This window comes from Klebsiella sp. K4 (assembly GCF_014596785.2).
In the GTDB taxonomy this organism is placed as follows: Bacteria; Pseudomonadota; Gammaproteobacteria; order Enterobacterales; family Enterobacteriaceae; genus Klebsiella; species Klebsiella pneumoniae.
Map to the genome: position 1 here is coordinate 4,132,883 of NZ_CP115021.1, position 22,320 is coordinate 4,155,202.

At 57.0% G+C, this 22,320-nt stretch carries 22 protein-coding genes; 8 read left to right on the top strand and 14 right to left on the bottom strand.

Annotated elements, in window-relative coordinates; all coding sequences use genetic code 11:
- Positions 1–6 precede the first annotated feature (6 nt).
- From secD to IB144_RS20520, 5 genes are all read right to left on the bottom strand, one after another.
- Positions 7–1,854 (bottom strand): protein translocase subunit SecD, encoded by a 1,848-nt coding sequence (secD, locus tag IB144_RS20500; protein ID WP_002890400.1) that lies wholly within the window; start codon positions 1,852–1,854, stop codon positions 7–9.
- 26 nt (positions 1,855–1,880) lie between these two features.
- Entirely contained in the window at positions 1,881–2,213 is a 333-nt protein-coding gene (yajC, locus tag IB144_RS20505) for a preprotein translocase subunit YajC (protein ID WP_002890398.1), read from the bottom strand.
- Positions 2,214–2,235: 22 nt separating this feature from the next.
- Complete coding sequence (tgt, locus tag IB144_RS20510; protein ID WP_002890395.1) at positions 2,236–3,363, bottom strand: tRNA guanosine(34) transglycosylase Tgt; 1,128 nt, start codon at positions 3,361–3,363, stop codon at positions 2,236–2,238.
- A 108-nt stretch (positions 3,364–3,471) separates the two neighbouring features.
- The gene (queA, locus tag IB144_RS20515) at positions 3,472–4,536 is read right to left on the bottom strand and encodes a tRNA preQ1(34) S-adenosylmethionine ribosyltransferase-isomerase QueA (RefSeq protein WP_002890390.1); all 1,065 of its coding nucleotides are present in this window, start codon (positions 4,534–4,536) and stop codon (positions 3,472–3,474) included.
- 64 nt (positions 4,537–4,600) lie between these two features.
- A complete protein-coding gene (locus tag IB144_RS20520) occupies positions 4,601–4,717 on the bottom strand; it encodes a hypothetical protein (protein WP_004218831.1) in 117 nt (38 codons plus the stop codon).
- Between the two features lie 74 nt (positions 4,718–4,791).
- Between IB144_RS20520 and acpH the strand changes: the two genes are divergently transcribed.
- Both acpH and IB144_RS20530 read left to right on the top strand, forming a co-directional pair.
- Positions 4,792–5,373, top strand: coding sequence for an ACP phosphodiesterase (acpH, locus tag IB144_RS20525; protein ID WP_004178734.1), 582 nt, complete (start codon positions 4,792–4,794; stop codon positions 5,371–5,373).
- A gap of 127 nt (positions 5,374–5,500) precedes the next feature.
- Positions 5,501–6,103 (top strand): peroxiredoxin, encoded by a 603-nt coding sequence (locus IB144_RS20530; protein ID WP_002890386.1) that lies wholly within the window; start codon positions 5,501–5,503, stop codon positions 6,101–6,103.
- Positions 6,104–6,226: 123 nt separating this feature from the next.
- Here IB144_RS20530 and IB144_RS20535 read toward each other — a convergent pair whose 3' ends face one another.
- Positions 6,227–6,394 (bottom strand): hypothetical protein, encoded by a 168-nt coding sequence (locus IB144_RS20535; RefSeq protein ID WP_040165786.1) that lies wholly within the window; start codon positions 6,392–6,394, stop codon positions 6,227–6,229.
- Positions 6,395–6,449: 55 nt separating this feature from the next.
- On the opposite strand from IB144_RS20535, the gene IB144_RS20540 reads away from it, so the two are divergent.
- The 5 genes from IB144_RS20540 to fba all read left to right on the top strand — a co-directional run bounded on the left by IB144_RS20540 (position 6,450) and on the right by fba (position 10,516).
- On the top strand, positions 6,450–6,893 hold the full coding sequence (locus tag IB144_RS20540) for a PTS sugar transporter subunit IIA (RefSeq protein WP_040165783.1): 444 nt from the start codon (positions 6,450–6,452) through the stop codon (positions 6,891–6,893).
- Between the two features lie 5 nt (positions 6,894–6,898).
- Positions 6,899–7,186, top strand: coding sequence for a PTS sugar transporter subunit IIB (locus IB144_RS20545; RefSeq protein WP_002890376.1), 288 nt, complete (start codon positions 6,899–6,901; stop codon positions 7,184–7,186).
- A gap of 20 nt (positions 7,187–7,206) precedes the next feature.
- Entirely contained in the window at positions 7,207–8,598 is a 1,392-nt protein-coding gene (locus IB144_RS20550) for a PTS ascorbate transporter subunit IIC (protein ID WP_004151345.1), read from the top strand.
- A 65-nt stretch (positions 8,599–8,663) separates the two neighbouring features.
- On the top strand, positions 8,664–9,626 hold the full coding sequence (locus IB144_RS20555; RefSeq protein WP_149358900.1) for a PfkB family carbohydrate kinase: 963 nt from the start codon (positions 8,664–8,666) through the stop codon (positions 9,624–9,626).
- A 35-nt stretch (positions 9,627–9,661) separates the two neighbouring features.
- The gene (gene fba / locus IB144_RS20560; RefSeq protein ID WP_004218830.1) at positions 9,662–10,516 is read left to right on the top strand and encodes a class II fructose-1,6-bisphosphate aldolase; all 855 of its coding nucleotides are present in this window, start codon (positions 9,662–9,664) and stop codon (positions 10,514–10,516) included.
- Between the two features lie 58 nt (positions 10,517–10,574).
- On the opposite strand, the gene IB144_RS20565 is transcribed toward fba, so the two are convergent.
- The 3 genes from IB144_RS20565 to IB144_RS20575 form a co-directional block, all read right to left on the bottom strand.
- Complete coding sequence (locus tag IB144_RS20565; protein WP_023286084.1) at positions 10,575–12,443, bottom strand: amidohydrolase; 1,869 nt, start codon at positions 12,441–12,443, stop codon at positions 10,575–10,577.
- Positions 12,444–12,467: 24 nt separating this feature from the next.
- Positions 12,468–13,013 carry an antibiotic biosynthesis monooxygenase gene (locus IB144_RS20570; RefSeq protein ID WP_002890365.1) on the bottom strand — a complete coding sequence of 182 codons (546 nt, stop codon included), beginning with the start codon at positions 13,011–13,013 and terminating at the stop codon, positions 12,468–12,470.
- A gap of 186 nt (positions 13,014–13,199) precedes the next feature.
- On the bottom strand, positions 13,200–13,841 hold the full coding sequence (locus IB144_RS20575) for a hydrolase (RefSeq protein ID WP_002890357.1): 642 nt from the start codon (positions 13,839–13,841) through the stop codon (positions 13,200–13,202).
- A gap of 266 nt (positions 13,842–14,107) precedes the next feature.
- On the opposite strand from IB144_RS20575, the gene IB144_RS20580 reads away from it, so the two are divergent.
- The gene (locus IB144_RS20580; protein ID WP_002890353.1) at positions 14,108–15,010 is read left to right on the top strand and encodes a LysR substrate-binding domain-containing protein; all 903 of its coding nucleotides are present in this window, start codon (positions 14,108–14,110) and stop codon (positions 15,008–15,010) included.
- On the opposite strand, the gene malZ is transcribed toward IB144_RS20580, so the two are convergent.
- The 5 genes from malZ to phoB all read right to left on the bottom strand — a co-directional run bounded on the left by malZ (position 15,007) and on the right by phoB (position 22,175).
- The gene (malZ, locus tag IB144_RS20585; RefSeq protein WP_032419355.1) at positions 15,007–16,824 is read right to left on the bottom strand and encodes a maltodextrin glucosidase; all 1,818 of its coding nucleotides are present in this window, start codon (positions 16,822–16,824) and stop codon (positions 15,007–15,009) included. The two genes, IB144_RS20580 and malZ, sit on opposite strands and share 4 nt — an antisense overlap.
- Positions 16,825–16,975: 151 nt before the next feature.
- Positions 16,976–18,349 carry a proline-specific permease ProY gene (gene proY, locus IB144_RS20590; RefSeq protein WP_002890348.1) on the bottom strand — a complete coding sequence of 458 codons (1,374 nt, stop codon included), beginning with the start codon at positions 18,347–18,349 and terminating at the stop codon, positions 16,976–16,978.
- Between the two features lie 86 nt (positions 18,350–18,435).
- Positions 18,436–19,755 carry a branched-chain amino acid transporter carrier protein BrnQ gene (gene brnQ, locus IB144_RS20595; protein ID WP_004144627.1) on the bottom strand — a complete coding sequence of 440 codons (1,320 nt, stop codon included), beginning with the start codon at positions 19,753–19,755 and terminating at the stop codon, positions 18,436–18,438.
- Between the two features lie 413 nt (positions 19,756–20,168).
- Positions 20,169–21,464, bottom strand: coding sequence for a phosphate regulon sensor histidine kinase PhoR (phoR, locus tag IB144_RS20600; RefSeq protein WP_002890344.1), 1,296 nt, complete (start codon positions 21,462–21,464; stop codon positions 20,169–20,171).
- Positions 21,465–21,485: 21 nt separating this feature from the next.
- Positions 21,486–22,175 carry a phosphate response regulator transcription factor PhoB gene (phoB, locus tag IB144_RS20605; RefSeq protein WP_002890343.1) on the bottom strand — a complete coding sequence of 230 codons (690 nt, stop codon included), beginning with the start codon at positions 22,173–22,175 and terminating at the stop codon, positions 21,486–21,488.
- Positions 22,176–22,320 lie beyond the last annotated feature (145 nt).

Consider the following 22,320-nt stretch of genomic DNA (forward strand, 5'->3'; position numbering starts at 1 on the left):
CACTCCTCAGATAGACAGCTTTTTAACGCGCTTGCCGCCGTACAGCAGGTTCACGATGGCACGGGTGCCGACGATAGCGGTAAACATTGAGGTCGCGATACCGATACCGGTGGTAATCGCAAACCCTTTAATGGCACCGGTACCGACCGCGTACAGGATGATCACTTTGATAAGCGTCGTCACGTTGGCGTCGAAGATCGAGCTGAACGCGCCGCGATAACCTTCGTCAATCGCCTGCTGAACGGTACGCCCGTTGCTCAGCTCTTCTTTGATACGCTCGTTGATCAGAACGTTAGCATCGACCGCCACCGCCAGGGTTAACACGATACCCGCGATGCCCGGCATGGTCAGCGTCGCCCCCGGGATCAGGGACATAATGCCGACAATCAGTATCAGGTTGGCAATCAGCGCCGAGGTCGCAATCAGGCCGAACTTCTTATAGAAGAGGATCATGAACAGGATAGAGACCACCAGACCGGCCAGACAGGCTTCCAGACCCTGCTTGATGTTCTGCATTCCCAGGGTTGGGCCGATAGTCCGCTCTTCGACGATCTGAATCGGCGCAATCAGCGCGCCGGCACGCAGCAGCAGCGACAGCTGACGCGCTTCGTTCGGATTGCTGATACCGGTGATACGGAAGCTGTTACCCAGACGCGACTGGATGTTGGCGATGTTAATCACCTCTTCCTCTTTCGCCAGGATAGCGCGACCGTTAGCGTCTTTCTTACCGCTGTCTTTATACTCCACGAACAGGGTCGCCATCGGCTTGCCGATGTTGTCCTTAGTGAAGTTAGACATGATGTTACCGCCCGCGCTGTCCAGCGAGATGTTGACCTGCGGCTGGTTGTACTCATCCATGCTGGAGGTCGAGTCGGTGATATGGTCCCCGGTCAGGATCACCCGCTTGTACAGCACTACCGGCTGGCCTTCACGCGTCTGCTTCACTTCCGAGTCGCCCGGCACGCGGCCAGAGGCGGCGGCGGACTGGTCCACGTTAGTATTGACCAGACGGAACTCGAGGGTCGCGGTCGCGCCAAGGATTTCCTTCGCACGCGCGGTATCCTGGATACCCGGCAGCTCAACCACGATGCGGTCAGCGCCCTGACGCTGAACCAGCGGCTCGGCGACGCCCAGCTGGTTCACACGGTTACGCAGGATATTAATGTTCTGCTGAACCGCGTACTCACGGGCTTCTTTCAGGCGCTCATCGGTCATCACCGCTTTCAGGCTGTTGTCACCCTGAGAGGAAATAACCAGATCGCGATGGCGAGGGCTGAGATAAGAGATAGCCTGGTCGCGCGCCGCGCTGTCGCGGAAGACGATACTCAGACCGTAGTTGTCTTCTTTACGCACGGTCGCGTAAGGAATGCCTTTGTCGCGCAGCTCGCTGCGCAGGCTATCGATGTTCTGTTCCTGCAGTTTGCCTAACGCGGTGTCCATGTCGACTTCCATCAGGAAGTGCACGCCGCCGCGCAGATCAAGACCCAGCTTCATCGGCTCGGCATAGAGCGCCGCCAGCCAGCGTGGGGTTGCCGGAGCAAGGTTCAGCGCCACGACGTATTTGTCACCCAGCACGTTAAGCAGCGCTTCGCGCGCGCGCAGCTGGGTATCAGTGGTGTCGAAGCGCGCAAGAATAGCGCCCTCTTCCAGTGCCACAGACTTCGCGGTTATTTTTTCTTCTTGTAAAGTTTTCTGGACCTGGATCAGCGTTTGCTCACTGGCGGCGACGCCGCGCGCGCCAGTGATTTGAACAGCCGGATCCTCACCATACAGGTTGGGAAGCGCATAGATCAGGCCGACGACAATGACGACGACCAGCATGACGTACTTCCACAAAGGATAACGGTTTAACACGGCAGTTCCCTTTGGGAAAAGTTAGATTACAGCGCCTTCATGGTGCCTTTCGGCAGAACGGCAGCAACGAAGTCACGTTTGATAACCACTTCAGTGGTATCGTTCAGCGCGATAGCAATGTAGCCAGTTTCCGCCACTTTGGTCACGCGACCGACCAGACCGCCGTTGGTCAGCACTTCATCACCTTTGGCGATGGAGTTCATCAGGTTCTTATGTTCCTTGGTGCGCTTCTGCTGTGGACGCAGGATCATGAAGTAAAAAATCAGACCGAACACCACCAGCATCAGAATCAGAGACATCGGGCTGCCCTGCGCCGGTGCACCCGTTGCCGCTACCGCATCAGAAATAAAAAAGCTCATTGAAATTCCCTCATTATTAAAATTAATCAACGTTCAAAGGAGGCACGGTGCGCCCCTGACGTTGGTAAAAATCGGTCACGAAGCTCTCTAATTTACCCTCTTCGATAGCCTTGCGTAAACCAGCCATTAAACGCTGATAGTAGCGCAGGTTATGAATGGTATTGAGACGCGCGCCCAATATTTCGTTGCAACGGTCGAGGTGATGCAAGTAAGCGCGTGAATAATTGCGACATGTATAGCAATCACACTCGGCGTCCAGCGGCGCGGTATCGCTTTTGTGCTTCGCGTTGCGGATTTTCACCACGCCGTCGGTGACGAACAGGTGGCCGTTACGCGCGTTGCGCGTCGGCATGACGCAGTCGAACATATCGATACCGCGACGTACCCCTTCCACCAGATCTTCCGGCTTCCCGACGCCCATCAGGTATCGTGGTTTATCGGCCGGGATCTGCGGGCAGACGTGCTCCAGAATACGGTGCATGTCTTCCTTCGGCTCACCAACCGCCAAACCGCCGACAGCGTAGCCATCAAAGCCAATCTCTACCAGACCTTTCACCGAGATATCGCGTAAATCTTCGTAAACGCTACCCTGAATAATGCCGAACAGCGCATTTTTATTGCCAAGGCTATCGAAACGGTCGCGGCTGCGCTTCGCCCAGCGCAGAGACATCTCCATTGAGCGCTTGGCGTAATCCCAGTCCGCCGGGTACGGCGTACATTCGTCGAAGATCATCACGATGTCAGAGCCGAGATCGTACTGAATCTCCATCGATTTTTCCGGATCGAGGAAAATCGGATCGCCGTTGATCGGATTGCGGAAGTGGACGCCCTGCTCGGTGATCTTACGGATATCGCCAAGGCTGAACACCTGGAAACCGCCGGAGTCGGTCAGGATCGGTCCTTTCCACTGCATAAAATCGTGCAGATCGCCGTGCAGCTTCATGATCTCCTGACCCGGGCGCAGCCACAGGTGGAAGGTGTTGCCGAGAATAATCTGCGCGCCGGTGGCTTCCACCTCTTCCGGCGTCATCCCTTTGACGGTGCCGTAGGTGCCAACGGGCATAAAGGCCGGTGTTTCCACCACGCCGCGCTCAAACACCAGGCGACCGCGGCGGGCGCGACCGTCGGTGGTATCCAGTTCAAATTTCATGCTTGCTCCTGCGTCAGAAAAACAGTCCGACGTTTTCATACTCGCCACGGAATGATTCCGTAGCTAAAAAATGCGTTATGGCGTCTACAAGCCGGCGTACCGGCCTTTTCAGGGACGCTCAGAAATAGCCTGCGGATTGTACGTGATAAACATCGCATCCCCGTAGCTAAAAAAGCGATATTTCTGCTCAACCGCCACCTTATAGGCGTTCATGGTGTGCTGATAACCCGCAAACGCCGACACCAGCATAATCAGTGTGGATTCAGGGAGATGGAAGTTAGTCACCAGCGCATCGATCACCTGGTACTGATAACCCGGGTAGATGAAAATCTGCGTATCGTCGAAGAACGGCGCGATCAGCGCGTCTTTCGCCGCCTGCGCCGCGCTCTCCAGCGAACGTACCGAGGTAGTGCCCACCGCGATCACGCGGTTGCCGCGCGCTTTCGCCGCCAGCACCGCATCGACCACCTCCTGCGGCACTTCGGCATATTCGGAGTGCATGGTGTGCTCTTCAATGCTGTCGACGCGCACCGGCTGGAAGGTGCCCGCCCCCACATGCAGGGTGACAAACGCCATCTCAACGCCTTTGGCGCGCAGTTTGTCCAGCAGCGGTTCGTCGAAATGCAAACCGGCGGTCGGGGCGGCTACCGCGCCCGGCCTGGTGCCATAGACGGTTTGATAGAGCTCGCGGTCGGCGTCTTCGTCCGGGCGGTCAATATAGGGCGGCAGCGGCATATGGCCGATCCCGTTAAGGATCTCCAGCACCGGGCGCTCGTCGTTAAACTCCACTTCAAACAGCGCGCCATGACGCGCCAGCATCGTGGCCTTAATGCTCTCGTCATCGCCCAGCAGCAGCTCGGCGCCCGGCTTCGGCGCTTTTGAGGCACGAATATGGGCCAGGATGCGCTTATCATCCAGCATCCGCTCCACCAGCACTTCAATCTTGCCGCCGCTGGCCTTGCGGCCGAACAGACGCGCCGGGATCACCCGGGTGTTGTTAAACACCAGCAGATCGCCGGGATTAAGCTTATCGAGGATGTCGGTGAAGGTGCCATGCGTCAGCGCGCCCGTCGGCCCGTCCAGGGAGAGCAAGCGACAGCTACTGCGCTCAGGCATCGGATAGTGGGCGATCAGAGATTCGGGTAGTTCAAAAGCAAAATCGGTAACGCGCATGACGGTAACTCAGACTGAATAAAGAGGCGGGTAGTCTAGTGCCGGGGCGGTCTGGCTGCAACCTTTACCCCTCCGGATGAATGACATAATCTATATTCCAAATCATTCCGAATGCCGCCATGCGGCAACCGAATGCCTTACCGGTGGCAAAGGTGCCGCGCGCGGCCAGACAGCATGCCATTCGGCCACCGAGGCGCCGTTCAGCGCAACATCGGTGTTTCCACCTGCCCGCTCGTATTTAAAGGATGTCGTTTTATGAATTTTCTCGCCCACCTGCACCTGGCCCATCTCGCCGACAGTTCGCTGCCCGGCAACCTGATGGCCGACTTCGTGCGCGGCAACCCGCAGGGCGACTATCCGGCGGAGATCATCGACGGCATCTTTATGCATCGGCGGATTGACGTGATGACTGACAACCTGGCGGAAGTCAAAGAGGCGCGGGAGTGGTTTCGCCCGCAGACCCGCCGCGTCGCCCCCATCACCCTCGACGTCATGTGGGATCATTTCCTGTCCCAGCACTGGGCGCAGCTCTCCCCTGACCTGCCGCTGGACGAGTTCGTACGCTACGCCGAGCGGCAGATCGTCCCCATCCTGCCCGACTCGCCGCCCCGCTTCGTCAATCTCAATCAATATCTGTGGTCGGAGCGCTGGCTGGAGCGCTATCGGGAAATGGATTTTATTCAGCGCGTGCTGAACGGCATGGCCAGCCGCCGTCCACGTCTCGAGGCACTACGCGACTCCTGGCAGGATCTGGATACCCATTACGACCGTCTGGAGACGCAGTTCTGGCGCTTTTATCCGCAGATGATGCGCCTGGCAGAAAACAAACAGCTGTAATAGCCACGTCATTGATAGGTAAAAGCTGGCTGAACGATTGTTAGCGCCTCTTTGTGTTATTGCCGGGCAGGCTCTATACTTGCCCGCGTTGCGTTCCAAATAACCTTAGTAATTACAGGAGAATCAAATGGTTCTGGTCACTCGTCAAGCGCCGGATTTTACTGCAGCCGCTGTGCTGGGTAATGGTGAGATCGTTGAGAAATTCAATTTCAAACAGCACACCAACGGTAAACCTACCGTTCTGTTCTTCTGGCCGATGGACTTCACCTTCGTGTGCCCGTCTGAGCTGATCGCGTTCGACAAACGTTACGAAGAATTCCAGAAACGCGGCGTGGAAGTGGTTGGCGTTTCCTTCGACTCCGAGTTCGTGCACAACGCATGGCGTAACACCCCGGTAGACCAGGGCGGTATCGGCCCGGTTAAATACGCGATGGTTGCTGACATCAAACGTGAAATCCAGAAAGCTTACGGTATTGAGCATCCGGACGAAGGCGTAGCGCTGCGCGGCTCCTTCCTGATCGACGCCAACGGCATCGTTCGTCATCAGGTGGTTAACGACCTGCCGCTGGGCCGTAACATCGACGAAATGCTGCGTATGGTAGACGCCCTGCAGTTCCACGAAGAGCACGGCGAAGTCTGCCCGGCGCAGTGGGAAAAAGGAAAAGAAGGTATGGCCGCCTCTCCGGAAGGCGTTGCAAAATACCTGACCGAAAACGTTTCCAGCCTGTAATCGGCACGCGTTTTAATAAAAGGCTCGCTCAGGCGGGCCTTTTTTGTTAGCGGCGTCAAAATTTAAGAAAATGACCCGCCGATATTTGTGACCAGCGATACACTTCTGCCGAAAAAATTCGCTCTACCTCTCACTTTTTCTCTGCCAAATTTCAGCGTCAAAATACAAAGTCTTCATAACAGCCTGAAAAATATATAAATTATTTATATCGTTTTCTGCCGGTGCTTTGCCGTCGATGTGATCCCCATCAATATTTAAAACCGCGGATGTGATCTCATCCATCATTTTCATCAATGTATTTGGTCATGATTTAACTCAGGAACAGGAATACGTTCAGGAGCTGAGGATGGAAATTATTTTTGACCCGTCGTTAATCGCCCTTAAGCAGAATATATCCCGTGCGGAAGAGGCCATCGAACTGGCGGGTTCATTACTTGCCAGGCGCCAGATTTGCAGTGCCGAATATGTCAACGAGATGCTGACGGTATATGAAGATTTTGGCGCCGCCATCGTGATAGATGACGGGATTGCCATGCCGCATGCCCGCCCGGAAAAAGGGGCATTACAGACCGGGTTCTCACTTATCACCACCGCCACGCCAATCTCCTTCGGCCACGATGAGTTCGATCCGGTTTCCGTGGTCATCGCGATCGCCGGCGCCGATGCTGACAGTCATATCAAAATGATCCAACTGATAGCCTCGCTGATCGAGTCAGATATTGTGACCTTTCTTCAGCAGGAAAATGACGTTAATTCAGTCTTACATTTCATTCAAAAACAAATGGAGTAGTCATTATGTTAGTTATCAGAACGGTTTGTGGTAACGGTATTGGCAGCTCATTGATGGCTGCGAATAATGTGAAAAAGATCTGTGACGAATTAGGCATCAAAGCGGACGTCGCCTCGGTCGATTTTGCTAACGCCGTCGGGGAAAAAGCCGACCTTTACGTCACGATAAAAGAACTGGCAAATCAATTTCCGGCCCACTGTCATGTCGCCATCATTCGTAGCTACGTCCATAAAGCGAAGATCGCCGAGGATATTACCGACGCGCTGATGAAAATTGCTGCGACTCACTCTTAATCAGCATAGAGGGAACGACCATGCAGGCTATTCTTAGTTTCTTAACGGAAATATTCAGTCAACCCGCCTTTTTAATGGGGCTTATCGCCTTTGTTGGTTTAGTGGCGCTGCGCTCCCCTGGCAATAAACTGCTTACCGGCACATTAAAGCCGATTTTAGGCTATTTGATGTTGAGCGCTGGGGCAGGCGTTATCGTTGCCAATCTCAATCCACTGGGCGGTATTATCGAGGCCGGATTTAATATCCGCGGCGTTATTCCGAACAATGAAGCCATTGTCTCCGTCGCCCAGAAGATGCTGGGCGTGGAAACCATGAGTATTTTGCTGTTAGGCTTTATTTTCAACCTGATTATCGCCCGTTGTACCAAGTATAAATATATCTTTCTGACCGGCCATCATTCGTTCTTTCTCGCCTGCCTGTTCTCCGCCGTTCTGCAGGCGGCGGAGTTCCAGGGCTGGATGTTGATCCTGATCGGTGGATTCCTGTTGGGCTCATGGTCGGCCATCTCCCCGGCCATCGGTCAGCGTTACACCAGGCAGGTAACCGAAGACGGCGGGATCGCCATGGGCCATTTCGGCTCTCTCGGCTACTACCTCTCGGCATGGATCGCCAGCCGGACCGGCAATCCGGCAAATTCCTTCGCCGATACCGAAATTTCAGAAAAGTGGGGCTTTCTGCGCGATACCACGGTCACCACCGGTATCGTGATGTTTGTTATCTACTTTGTCTGCAGCGCTGTCGCCGGGTCGGCGTACCTGAGCACCATCACCGACCAAAACATGCTGATCTTCTCGGTGCTGACCGGTCTGCAGTTCGCCGTTGGCGTAGCCATTGTCTATAACGGCGTGCGGCTGATCCTCGGCGATCTGGTGCCGGCGTTCCAGGGCATCAGCCAGAAGCTGATCCCGGACTCCATCCCGGCCGTTGACTGCGCGGTGTTCTTCACCTTTAGTCCCACCGCGGTGGTAGTGGGATTCATCAGCTCCTTTGTGGGCGGGCTTGTCGGGATGCTCTTGCTCGGCGGGCTGGGCATGGCGCTGATTATTCCCGGCATGGTGCCGCACTTCTTCTGCGGCGGCACGTCCGGCGTCTTCGCCGACAAACTGGGCGGTAAGCGCGGATGTATCATCGCCTCCTTTATCGGCGGGATCTTCCTCGCCTTCCTGCCGGCGATGCTGCTGCCGGCGCTCGGCAACCTCGGGTTTGAAAACAGCACCTTCGCCGATTTCGACTTCGCGGTATGGGGCATCATTATCGGGAATGCGTTCACCCAGTTTGGTCAGATCACTATCTATCTGATTTGTCTGGCGCTGCTCGTCGCGCTGCTGGCGCCTTTCTGCTTCCGTCACGTCCAGGTGGTGGGCAACACGCTCAGCTATGAGGAGCTGACGGCGAAGCAGAAAAATGAATAAGCGAGGTCATTTTTCCCGGCGGGAGGGCCACGCTTTCCGCCGCTGACAAATAATCAGGAGTGGTTATGGCTATTTTGTCCATTGGATTTGCTTGTTTCGATCAGTTTTTCTTTCTCAATGAATGGCCCCAGGAGAATACCAAAAACTTTTGTCATGATTTTATTGAAAGCGGCGGCGGTCCGGCGGCCAATGCGGCCTGGCTGCTGGGATTATGGGGCGAGGAGGTTTATTACATTGGTCATCTGCAGCAGGACCTTTACGGTCAGCGCATTATCGATGAGTTTGCCGAGGCGGGGGTGGATACCAGCCAGGTGGTTTTCTCCGATGACATGATCACCCCGCTGGCCTCGGTGCTGGTCAATCGCTTAACGGGTTCGCGGACGATTATTACCCGCAAGATGCAAACGCCGCCTTCCCTGACCTACGAGCAAAAGCTCAAACTGGACGACCTCGCCGAGCGACTGATTGCCAGCGAGGAGCCGGTCACCATTTTAATTGACGGCCATGAGGCGGAAATCAGTGAATATTTAATTAAGAAACTGCCCAACGCCAGGGTCGTGATGGACGGCGGGTCACTGCGCGCCAGCAATATTAAACTGGCGGCCTGGACTGACTATTTTGTAGTGAGCGAACATTTCGCCCGCGATTATATGAGCTATCGCTCGCTGAGCACCGAAGCAGAAATTAAAGCGGCCCTGATTGAGTTGAATAAAATTTGCCGCGGTGAAGCATTTATTACCCTTGGCGAAAAAGGCTGCGCTTTTTTAAAAAGCGGTATGCTGCAGATCGTCCCGTCCTGGCTGTGCAATGCCGTTGATACCACCGGCGCCGGGGATGTATTTCACGGCGCCTTCACCTATGGCGTCCATTACTCATGGCATATCGATAACATTATTTTATTTGCCAGCCTGACCACCGCCATTTCTATTGAGAAAAAAGGGGTTCGGGAATCGATGCCTGACCTGGCGGTCGTCCACCACTCGTTAAATAGCTACGAGAGAAACTTAACGCAATATTTTGAAGAATAACTGCATTTAATAAATATCAAGAGGTGAATATGTTAGTGTCGATGAAGGACATGCTTCAGCATGCCCTGCGGGACGGCTACGCCGTCGGTCAGTTCAACATTAATAATCTGGAATGGGTCGGCGCCGTATTAAGCACCGCCCAGCAGTGCCGCTCACCGGTTATTTTGGGGGTGTCCGGCGGCACGGTTAAGCATATGCTCGGGTTAAAATGTATTCATGACATTGTGGTTAACGCCATGGAGTATTTGCATATTGATGTTCCGGTGGCGCTGCATCTGGATCATGGCACCTCCCGGGAGGCCTGCGAAGCGGCGATCGCCGCCGGCTTCAGTTCCATTATGTTTGATGGCTCGCATCTGCCGTTCAGGGAAAACCTGGCCATTACCCGCCACCTGGTGACGCTGGCCCACAGCAAAGGTATCTCTGTGGAGGCCGAACTGGGGACCATCGCCGGCAGTGAAGACGGCATTGTCAATTCCGAAGTCATCTACGCCGATCCCCAGGAGTGCTACACCCTGGTGACAGAAACCCAAGTGGATTGCCTCGCCGCCGCGCTGGGCTCCACCCATGGTCTGTATAAAGGTAAAGCCCGGCTGGGATTTACCGAGATGAAAGCCATTGCCGAGCAGGTGAAGGTTCCGCTGGTGCTGCATGGCGGCACCGGTATTGCCGATGAGGATATGCGCCGGGCGATTGCCTGCGGCACCGCCAAGATTAACGTTAATACCGAAAATATGTACGCCTGGTGCCAACAGGTGAAAGCAATTTTCGCCGCCGACACCGGGCACGATGTGAACGATCCGCGGAAAGTCATCGCCCAGGGACTGCAGCCGGTACGCGAGATGATTGCCCGCCGCATGGCGCTCTTTGGCTCAGAGCAGCGCTATTGACGCCGGGCCTGCGGCTGAAACCACCGCCCCGACGCTGCCGGGGCGGTGGTTTCAGGTATCAAAAAGCAAAGCAGGAACAGCCCAGCACGCCCCAGAAGGCCTGCTCGTCAGAGACCGGAATCGACGACTTACGCGCAATATCATGCTGATGGCCGTGGACGCCACAGCTACCGCAGCACTGGTGCATCTGCACCATGGCGCCGATTTTAGCCGTCGCCGGCGGAGCGGAACGGTAATGGCCCGGGACCTTCACCACCGGCGACCACTCCGGCAGCACCGGGATCGGCGGCGGCGCCAGCGGCGAGAAGTGACCGGCGGCATAGACCACTTTGCCGTCAACCACCGTCAGCACCGACTCAATGCCTTTGATCTCCTCTTCCGCGACGCTGAAGTAGTCTTTCGACAGCACCACCAGATCGGCAAGCTGACCGGCGGCCAGACGGCCTTTCTTGCCCTGCTCGCTGGAGAACCAGGCGCTGCCCGCCGTCCACAGCTCCAGCGCGACATCGCGCGGCAGGCGGTTGGCGTCGTCATACATCGCCATCCCGCCAACGGTGCGCCCGGAGACCAGCCAGTACAGCGCGGTCCATGGGTTATAGCTGGCGACGCGGGTCGCATCGGTGCCCAGCCCCACCGGCACGTCCAGCGCCAGCATCTTTGCTACCGGCGGGGTATGTTTCACCGCCTCTTTGCCGTAGCGATCGACAAAATATTCGCCCTGGAAGGCCATCCGATGCTGCACCGCAATACCGCCCCCCAGCGCCTTCACCCGCTCAATGTTACGCTCGGTAATGGTCTCGGCATGATCGAAGAACCAGTGCAGGCCATTAAACGGGATATCGCGGTTCACCTTCTCAAACACGTCCAGCATCCGGCTGATGGACTCATCGTAGGTGGCATGCAGGCGGAACGGCCAGCGATGCTCCACCAGATGGCGTACCACCCGCTCCAGCTCATCCTCCATGCCTTGCGGCAGATCCGGCCGCGGCTGCAGGAAATCTTCAAAATCCGCCGCCGAAAATACCAGCATCTCGCCGGCGCCGTTGGCGCGATAGAAGTCAGTCCCCTGCCCCGGCTTCAGCATGTCGGTCCAGCGTTCGAAATCCTCCAGCTCCTGCTTCGGCCGCTGAGTAAACAGGTTGTAGGCGATGCGCACGGTCATCTGATCTTTCGCGTGCAGCTGTTCGATAATTTCGTAATCTTCCGGATAGTTCTGGAAGCCGCCGCCGGCGTCGATGGCGCTGGTCAGCCCCAGTCGGTTCAGCTCGCGCATAAATTGACGGGTGGAGTTCACCTGCAGATCCAGCGGCAGCTTCGGCCCCTTGGCCAGCGTAGCGTAAAGGATCATGGCGTTCGGTTTGGCGATCAGCATCCCGGTCGGGTTGCCGTGGCTATCGCGGACGATCTCGCCGCCCGCCGGATCCGGCGTCTCTTTGCTATACCCCACGGCTTTCAGCGCCGCACGGTTCAACAGCGCGCGATCGTAGAGATGGAGCACAAACACCGGCGTATCAGGCGCCGCCTCGTTCAGCTCTTCCAGGGTCGGCATCCGCCGCTCGGCGAACTGAAATTCGCTCCAGCCGCCGACCACCCGCACCCACTGCGGGGACGGCGTGCGATCCGCCTGATCCTTCAGCATTCGCAGGGCATCCGCCAGCGAGGGAACGCCCTCCCAGCGGAGCTCAAGGTTGTAGTTCAACCCACCGCGGATCAGGTGCAGGTGAGAATCGTTGAGGCCCGGGATCACCGTATGCCCTTTGAGATCGACGATTTGCGTCCCCTCGGCGGCAAAGCTCATGATCCGATCGTGACTTCCGGTGGCAACAATTTTTCCGTCGGCGATGGCTACAGCTTCCGCCAGGGGATTCGCACGATCGAGGGTATGAATCTGACCGTGGGTCAGAATCAGTGTGGCAGTTTGCGACATAACGCACTCCTTGAGGAGGCTGACTCAGTTTTTCTTCAACCAGCCAGCAAACAGGCGGGTCACGATGGGCATCCAGAACCAGACCACCAGCGCAACCACGCAGGCATCATTGATGAGGTGCAGCAGCAGGCTCCCCTTAAGCGACGGCAGCAGCATGCCGGTCACCGCAGGCACCAGGTTGGTGCTGGGGAAAATCACCAGCAGGGTGATCAGAAACTGTTTCCAGCGCCGCGGCTGGCGTACGTTCACCGTCGGCGGGGTAAACCAGAAGGCCGGTTCAGTCCGCACCTCAGTCCGATCGCCTTCCGTCAGCAGTGGGGCAATCTCAGCCACCAGTTGCCGACGGGTTTCCGACTGCGTCCAGGCGTAGAGGTGCTCCAGGGTATCGAAGCGGATTATGACGCTCCACAGATTCTGCCCTGCGGCGGGCCGGATCACATTCGCCCCAAGATGGCCGGGAAATTCTGCCGCAATGGGCATAATTTTACCGAGCCACTCTTCGTAGCGCTGGCTGTGTTGCGGATCGAGCAGATGGCTGATAACCAGGGTCACCGATTTTTGCTGCGCCATGACGAGTTCCTTGCTTCAGGGAAATGGCCGGTTTTCTCCTGCCACTCTCCATAAATGATCTGACACAACATCCTTCATGCTGCGTTGAAGCGGCAGGCGGGCACGTCCCCGTGAACTTGAATAAATTCAGTAGCTGGGGACGGACAAACGCAGCCAACAACGCAGCAGCCTGAAGGATGGAGTGATTTACGCTTTACGCTCCGGCGCGCCATGCACCATGGTATAAGCGTAATCCACGCCCATCCCGTAGGCGCCGCTGTGTTCGCGCACCAGGTCCATTACCGCATCGTAGGTCGCTTTGCGCGACCAGTCGCGCTGGTACTCCAGCAGCACCTGCTGCCAGGTCACCGGCACCGCCCCCGCCTGCACCATCCGGTCAATAGACCGCTCATGGGCGTCGACAGAGGTGCCGCCGGAGGTATCCGTCACTACATAGACCTCGTAGCCCGCCTCCAGCGCCATCAACGCCGGGAAGGTCAGGCAGACTTCGGTCCACAGAGCGGAGATCACCAGCTTTTTACGGCCGGTCGCTTTCACCGCTGCCACAAACGCATCGTCTTCCCAGGAGTTCATGGAGGTACGTTCAATCGGCTTGACGTCAGGATGCACGGCCAATAATTCCGGCCAGATATAGCCGCTAAAGCTTTTGGTCTCTACGGAGGTATAAATCACCGGTACATTAAAAATTTTGCCCGCTTTCGCCAGCGCCACGGTGTTATTTTTCAGGGTCTGGCGATCGATATTCGCCACGCCAAAGGACATTTGCGGCTGATGGTCAATAAAGATAAGCGCGGAATTAGTGGGATCGAGCAGTTCACGAATAGACATTAAATACCTTCTCAATCAATTAGTTAAAAAGATGACATGATGGTTAATGCGTCGTGTGGATCCTGACTGATAAAGCATGGTGAGTATAGCCAGTTATTTCTAACAAGTTATTAAGGATTTTTTATGGTTTATATTTTTTGCCGCGACCAGGATTTATTCACGCCTGTTTTAATCAAATTTTTACGCCAAACTGTTCTGATTTATTCACTGGCTTTGATTATTGCGCTTAGGTACAACAGAGAAAACAAATTAATGGATAGCTTCATATGCGCGTAAACTTTGATGTTTTGATGATCCTTGATGCCCTTGACCGCCACGGATCCTTCGCCACCGCCGCGGAGTCGCTGTATAAAACCCCCGCTGCTCTGAGCTATATGATCCAGAAACTGGAGAGCGATCTGAACATCGTGCTGTTGGATCGTTCCGGCCATCGGGCAAAATTTACCGATACCGGCCGGCTGATGCTGGAGAAGGGGCGACAGCTTTTAAGTGCCGCCAGAGATCTGGAAAAGCAGGCCCAGCAGCTGAGCGCGGGCTGGGAGCGAGAGCTAGCCATCGCCCTTGACGCCTCATTTCCCTTTTCGGCCCTGCTGCCGCTGATCGCCGAGTTTTACGCGCAAAACCCACAGACGCGACTGAACTTCAGCCATCACACCCTCGCCGGTTCGTGGGAAGAGCTGACCCATCATGGGGCGGATATTATCCTCGGCGCCATCAATGAGCCGCCCACCTCCGCGGAGTGGTCATGGCAAACCCTCGGCGCGTTGGATAACATCTTCGTCGTCGCCCCCCATCACCCGCTGGCTCAGGCGAAGGAGCCACTGGCCAATAAACAGCTCAGCCAGCATCGGGCCATCGTGATCCGCGACAGCGCCCGCTATTGCCATCCGCTCAACAGCAATCTCCTCGACGAGCAGCCGCAAATCGGCGTCGATGATTTCGCCAGTAAAGTCGAACTATTGTGCGCCGGGCTGGGCTGCGGCTTTCTGCCGCGCCATATCGCTCGCCCGTGGCTGGTAAAAGGCAGTCTGGTGGAGAAAAGCGTCGCCTGCTGGCGGGAAAAGGATATTACCTATATGGCCTGGCGCAGCGGGAATGATGGGCTGGCTCAGCGCTGGTGGCGGGAGGCGCTCCTCCGCGGCGACCTGCTGAGCCAGCTCTACCATTAACGGCCGGACCAGACGTTGGCGGAGATGGCCGGGAGGGTCAGCACCCCGTCCTGGAAGGCGCCGGCGCCCTCCTGCAGCGTCCACCCGGCCACGTTCAGCAGCGGGGAATCTTCAATAACCACCTCGCAGGCTTCCCCGCGGTTAATCGCCACCAGCACCCGCTGCTGTTTGTAGACGCGGACAAACACCACCACGTTATCCTCGGCGTAAATCACCTGACAGCCGCCATAGCGCAGCGCCTGGTGGGCCTTACGCAGTTTCGCCATCCGCTGATACAGCGCCAGCAGCTGGGTATCCTGCAGCGCCGGATCCCACGGGAACGGTTTGCGGCAGAACGGATCGTTATTGCCATCCACGCCCACCTCGTCGCCATAGTAGATGCACGGTACCCCCGGCCAGCTGAACAGCCACACCACCGCCAGCGGCAGGCGCGCTACGTCTTTGCCAAGAAGAGATTTAAAACGCGCCGTATCATGGCTGTCGAGCTGGTTGAACATCCGCAGCTGCTGCTGATGCGACAGCCCGGCGCGATAATTATCCATCCACGCCATACAGGTCTGGGCGTCTATTTTCTGCGGATCGTAAGAAATATCGGTATTGGCGAGGAATCCCCAGATCGGGAAGGTGAAGCCGCGATAGTTCATCGCCGCGTCTTCGGCATCCGCCTGCAGCCACTGGCGCGCGTCGCCAAAATGTTCGCCAAAGACAAAAGCTTCCGGCTGCGCTTGCTTCGCTGCCTGGGTAATGCCGGCGATATGCTGCAGGTTATTCCGCGCCCCGCCGCCTTCGCCCAGCATATGCACCACGTCCAGACGCCAGCCGTCCATGCTCCATGGCGCCTTCAGCCAGTGGCGTACGATACTGTCTTCACCGGCATAGATCTCGTTGACCAGGCTGGTCGACCGATAGTCGAGCTTCGGCAGACTGGCATAACCCAGCCAGTTGTGCGCCTGCCCCTCCTCTGAGAAGGTAAACCAGTCGCGCCACGGGGAGTCCAGATCGTGGCCGGCGCCGCCGCTGCCCTGCTGGTGACGGTCGAACCAGGGATGGGAATCGCCGGTATGGTTGAACACGCCGTCGAGGATCATGCGCATTCCCGCCCGCTGGGTGTTGTGGCGCAGCCGGAGCAGCGCCGCGTCGCCGCCAAACTGCGGATCGACGCGCCGATAATCCTCGGTATCGTATTTATGCACGCTGGGGGCGGCGAAAACCGGGTTCAGATACAGAGCGGTTACGCCGAGCTGCTTCAGGTAGGGAATTTTTTCGCTGATGCCGTCGAGATCCCCGCCGTAGAACGTCGACCCGCCCGCCTCGCCGGTAAGCGGGTCGTCCCACGCCTTGCGCACAATCTCCCGTCCCGCCGCGTGATGGTAATAGACCGCATCCTGGTCGGCGTCACGCGCGGCGCTGCGGGCAAAGCGATCGGGGAAAATTTGATAGAACACCTGATCGGCCACCCACTGCGGGCCGGCGTCCGGCAGGTCAATGGCGAACTGCTCCAGTCTGGCCGGCGGGAATCGGGTGAAGCCTTGTGGCGTAAACCAGCGCTGATGGTCGGCCCACAGCAGCTTAAAGCTGTAGCGGCGGCGCGGCTGGCCGCTGGCGAGAGAGATTTCGCCGCGCCATGCCACCACGCCTGGCTGTGGCGCCTGGCGGAGCCGCTGCATCGGCAGCGACAGCTCTTCGTTATCCTCTTCCGCGCGCAGCGTGATCCGCTGCGGCAGCGACTCACCGCTTAACCACAGAGTAATAAACAGTCGGTCCTGTTGCACCTTGATAAAGGGTGCAACCGGAAGGTGCCATGCCTTCAACATCGTGAATCCTCATTGTGCAGAATGGGCACACCTTGCCATAGCCGCCGGGCGCAGAACTCATCATCTCAGAACTTTTTGGGGGAGGATAACGGGGGAGGACGCGGGACCGCAACCCGCCCCGGCCGCGCGATGCTGACCGGGGCGATGTCGATTACTGAGCCTGCGCCAGGCGGCGCTCACGGCGGGTCTTAAAGACCCAGCCGAGCAGCAACAGCGCAATCCACGCCATACCGACGTACAGCGAGATGCGGGTGTCCGGATGATAGCCGATAAGGGCGATAATAAAGGCCAGGAACAGCAGGCCGATCACCGTGGTCACCACCCCGCCAGGGACTTTGAATTTCAGCGCCTTAACCTCTTCGGGCGACAGACGGCGGCGGAAGGCTATCTGTGACAGCAGGATCATAATCCACACCCACACCGTGGCGAAGGTGGCCAGGGAGGCGATCACCAGGAAAACGTTCTCCGGCATGATGTAATTTAGGTATACCGCAAACAGCAGCGCAATGGTCATCACCATCACCGTCACCCACGGAATACCGCGACGCGACGTTTTAGCGAACACCTTCGGCGCGCTGCCCTGCTCAGCCATGCCGTGCAGCATACGGCCCACGCCGAACACGTCGGAGTTAATCGCCGACAGCGAAGCCGTCAGGACCACGAAGTTAAGAATACTGGCCGCGAAGGTAATGCCCAGATGCTGGAAGGTCAGGACGAAGGGGCTGCCGTCGGTTCCCACCTGATTCCACGGGTAGATGGACATAATGACGAACAGCGTGCCGACGTAGAACACCAGAATGCGCATCGGCACCGAGTTGATGGCGCGCGGAATGGATTTCTCCGGGTCCTTCGCCTCACCGGCGGTAATGCCGATGATTTCGATGCCGCCGTAAGCGAACATCACCATCTGCAGCGACATCACCATTCCCAGCCAGCCGTTGCTGAAGAAGCCGCCGTTGCTCCACAGATTATGAATCCCCGTCGGCTGGCCGCCGTTGCCGATCCCCCAGATAATGATGCCGAACCCGGCGAGGATCATGATGATAATGGTGGCCACTTTGAAGAACGAGAACCAGAACTCCAGCTCGCCAAACACCTTGACGCTCATCAGGTTGACGGCGCAGATGATCAGCACCACGCTGAGCACCCAGATCCAGTGCGGCACCGTCGGGAACCAGACGCCCATGTAGATGCCGAAGGCGGTAACGTCGGCGATGGCGACGATCAGGATTTCAAAGCAGTAGGTCCAGCCGGTGATATAGCCCGCCAGTCCGCCGAGGTTTTCCTGGGCATAGCGGGAGAATGAGCTGGCGGCAGGGTTATGCACCGACATCTCACCGAGCGCCCGCATAATGATATATGCCGCGACGCCGCCGATAATGTAGGCCAACAGTACGCTGGGTCCGGCCATTTTAATGGCGTCGGCCGAGCCGTAAAAAAGCCCGGTGCCGATGGCGGAACCCAGGGCCATAAAGCGAATGTGCCGGGTGCTTAGCCCGCGCTTAAGCTTGTTACTACTTTCCATCGTGGTTTTTCAATGCCGTTTAACACAAAAAATAAAAAACCACGGAACCCGAAGTCCCGTGGTTAAACGCTTGTCCTCACCGCCGGTTAATGCGCGCTGGAAGTCACCTGACGTCCGGCTGCGCGATCCCAGATCACCGCGAGAATGGTCATCACGGCGGTGGGCATCAGCCAGGCCAGGCCCTGCTCCGCCAGCGGCAGACGCGCGGTCCAGTCCGGCAGAATCGCGGCAAATGCCGATGACTTAATCCCGTCAATGATACCAAACATCAGGCTGATAAACATGGCCGGCGCGATAACGCGGGACGAATTATGCCACCAACTGCGGGTAAAGCTTAATACAACCAGTGCGATACACGGCGGATAGATAGCGGTCAGCACCGGAATCGATACCTGGATCAGATGGCTAAGGCCCAAATTGGAGACCGCCATGGAGAACAGGCCGAGAACAAAGACCAGCGTGCGATAGGAGAACGGCAGATACTGGGCAAAGAACTCAGCGCAGGCGCAGGTCAGGCCCACCGCCGTCACCAGGCAAGCGATGAAGATCAGCGCCGCCAGCAGGAAACTGCCCGCCCCGCCGAAGGTGTGCTGCACGTAGGCATGGAGGATCGCCGCGCCGTTGGCGGACTGATCCACGAGAGTAGCGCTGTCAGAGCCCAGACGGAACAGCGCCAGATACAGCAGGGTCAGGCCGACGCCCGCCATCAGGCCAGCCCAGACGGTATAGCGGGTCAACAGACGCGCTTCGCTGACGCCGCGTGAGCGAGCGGCATTAACAATCACGATGCCGAACACCATCGCGCCGAGGGTATCCATGGTCAGGTAGCCGTTGACGAAGCCATTGGAGAATGGCGCCGTACGATACGCTTCCAGCGCGTCGCTGATCGGGCCCGCTGGCCAGATGATGGCGGCGACCGCCAGCACAATCAGGGCGATAATTTTCAGCGGCGCAAGGAAATTGCCCACGGTGTCCAGCAGTTTGCCCGGATAGAGGGAGACCAGAATCACCAGCGCGAAGTAAATAACGCTGTAGATCAGCAGCGGCAGCGGGCCGTCGCCGGTCAGCGGCGCAATACCGACCTCAAAGGAGACGGTCGCGGTACGCGGCGTCGCGAACAGCGGTCCTACCGCGAGATAGCACACCACCGCCAGCAGGATACCGGCCACTTTACCAATCGGGGTGCTCAGGCTTTCAACGCCGCCGCCGACTTTCGCCAGCGCCACCACCGTCAGCACCGGCAGACCCACCGCAGTGATCAGGAAGCCGATCGCCGCCGTCCAGACGTGCTCGCCCGCCTGTAAGCCAACCATCGGAGGGAAAATAATGTTGCCTGCGCCAACGAACAACGCGAAGGTCATAAAGCCCAACGCTATGATGTCGCGAGATTTTAACTGATGGGTCATAAATTCATTACTGCCTGTGGATGTGGTGTTGTAAAAAAATGGAAAAATACCGCGCTCCCCTCTCAGGGACGATACAGCAGCCATTGCCGGTAAACTCAGCGAGATATGCTCCCGAAGCGGCGTGGGAAAGAATTGTTTTTGGTATTACCACGCAAAAGCAGTCTGTCATCGACTGCGCAGGCGCAATTTAAACGCTTATAACGTTTTAAAGCAAGGCACGATCGCAAAAGCAGATGATTATGCTGGTTATGCCTTTCACACCAGAATCATTTACCATATTGATAGAAAACCCGTGGCTTATCATGCGAACAAAAAAGCAGCGCACGCTCATTAAATAGGCGAGAAAAAACGACTGCCAATGAAAATGACCAGCTGAAGCTGGTCATTGGCAAGATAAACTGACAGCGCGTCGATCAGGCGTCATTTTTGGCAATTAATCGTTCCGGGAGCAGGAAGCTAAAGCGGGTTCCCTTGCCCACCGTGCTGTCGATTTCCAGCCGGCTGTCATGATGGTTAACCGCGTGTTTGACGATCGCCAGTCCCAGGCCACTGCCCCCCGTTTGCCGGGAACGGGCTTTATCCACCCGATAAAAACGCTCGGTCAGACGGGGAATATGCTCCGGCGCAATGCCTGGCCCGTTATCCTCGACGCTGAACAGCGCTCCCTGCGGGGTTCGCTGCCAGCTGACGCGAATTTCGGTCCCCGGCGGGGTGTGGTTCACCGCGTTATAGACCAGGTTGGAGATGGCGCTGCGCAGCTGCTCCTCATTACCCAGCACCTTGAGCTGCTCATCGACGGTGAAGATCAGCGTCTGTTTCTCCTGGCTGAGAGTTTGCGCCTCGCGCTCCACCACCCGCAGCATCATCGGCACGTCGATGCGATCATTCATCGCCAGCGCCGGCGCGGCTTCAATACGCGACAGCGTCAGCAGCTGCTTTACCAGGCCTTCCATACGTTGAGTTTGCTCCCGCATGGTGTGCAGGGCTTTTTCTCGGGTCGCCCCCTCCAGCACCTGCTCCTGCATCATCTCCAGATAGCCCTGCAGCACCGTCAGTGGGGTGCGCAACTCATGGCTGACGTTGGCGAAAAAGTTCCGCCGCGCCCCTTCCAGCTGATGCATCTGCGTCACGTCGCGCGCCACCATCAGCCACTGCTTGTCGCTGTAGGGCATCACGCGAATTTCCAGATGACGGGCGTTATTCAGCACCAGATTGAGCGGCTTTGAAAAATCGCGCTGTTTCAGATAGTTGGCGAACTCAGGATAGCGCAGAAGGTTAAGAATGTTTTGGCCACTGTCGTCCGGCCAGCGCAGGTTTAGAATCTGCTGCGCCAGGCCATTACACCAGAAAATAGCCCCCTCTTCCGTGGTCAGGACGACCGCATCCGGCAGCGATTCCGCCCCGCTGCGAAAGCGTTTAATCAGGCTTCCCAGCTCGCGCCGACGCTTTTTATTACGCATCTGCATCTGGTGCAGACCATACAGCAGCGGCTCCCAACTGCCGCGGCCAGGCGGAGGAGTCATGCTCCGGTCCACCCACAGCCACCACGACAGGCGCATCAAATTCCAGAAATGCCAGATCAGCAAACCGGTCACTGCCGCCAGTAAAAACCACGGCAGATGACCCACAAACGCCCCCAGAATCAGGGCCGGAATACACGCTAAAAAGAGCTCCAGCGCCAGCCTTTTCCATGACAGCCGTTCCAGCACGGGTCACACTCCTGTCAAAATTCAGAAACGGGCGGAGAAACGATACCCCGTGCCGCGAACCGTTTGCACCATACGATCATGGCCACTGTGTTCCAGCGCTTTGCGCAGGCGGCGAATATGGACGTCCACCGTGCGGTCTTCCACATAAACGTTGGTCCCCCAGACGTGGTTCAGCAGCTGTTCACGGCTGTACACCCGCTCCGGATGGGTCATAAAGAAGTGCAATAATTTAAATTCCGTCGGTCCCATATCCAGCGGACTGTCGCCGGTCATTACCCGGTGCGATGAAGGGTCGAGGCTCAGCCCCTGCATTTCGATCACCTCTTCCACCGCCATCGGTGAAATACGGCGCATCACCGCTTTGATTCTCGCCACCAGCTCTTTCGGAGAGAAAGGCTTGGTGATGTAGTCATCCGCGCCGGTCTCCAGGCCGCGAACGCGATCCTCTTCTTCTCCACGCGCGGTCAGCATCACTACCGGAATATCCCGCGTCATCGCCTCGCGCTTGAGCAGTTTAATAAACTGCAGCCCCGAACCGCCCGGCAGCATCCAGTCCAGGAGAATCAAATCAGGCCAGGGTTCATTGAGTTGATTCACCGCGCTGTCATAATCTTCCGCTTCGACAGGCTGAAAGCCATTTTGCTCCAGAACAAAGCAGACCATTTCGCGGATTGGAGCTTCATCTTCAACGACCAGAATTCTTCTCGCCATTATTTACCCTGTTTTTTTTAGCCATCAGTATAGAAGTGCGGCGTCATTATGCGTCACTTTTGTGACAGATTTATGAAAAAAATGACCGTCTGATGATCGGGTATTTTGAAGCACGACGCGGACTTACCCCTCACTAACAAGTGGT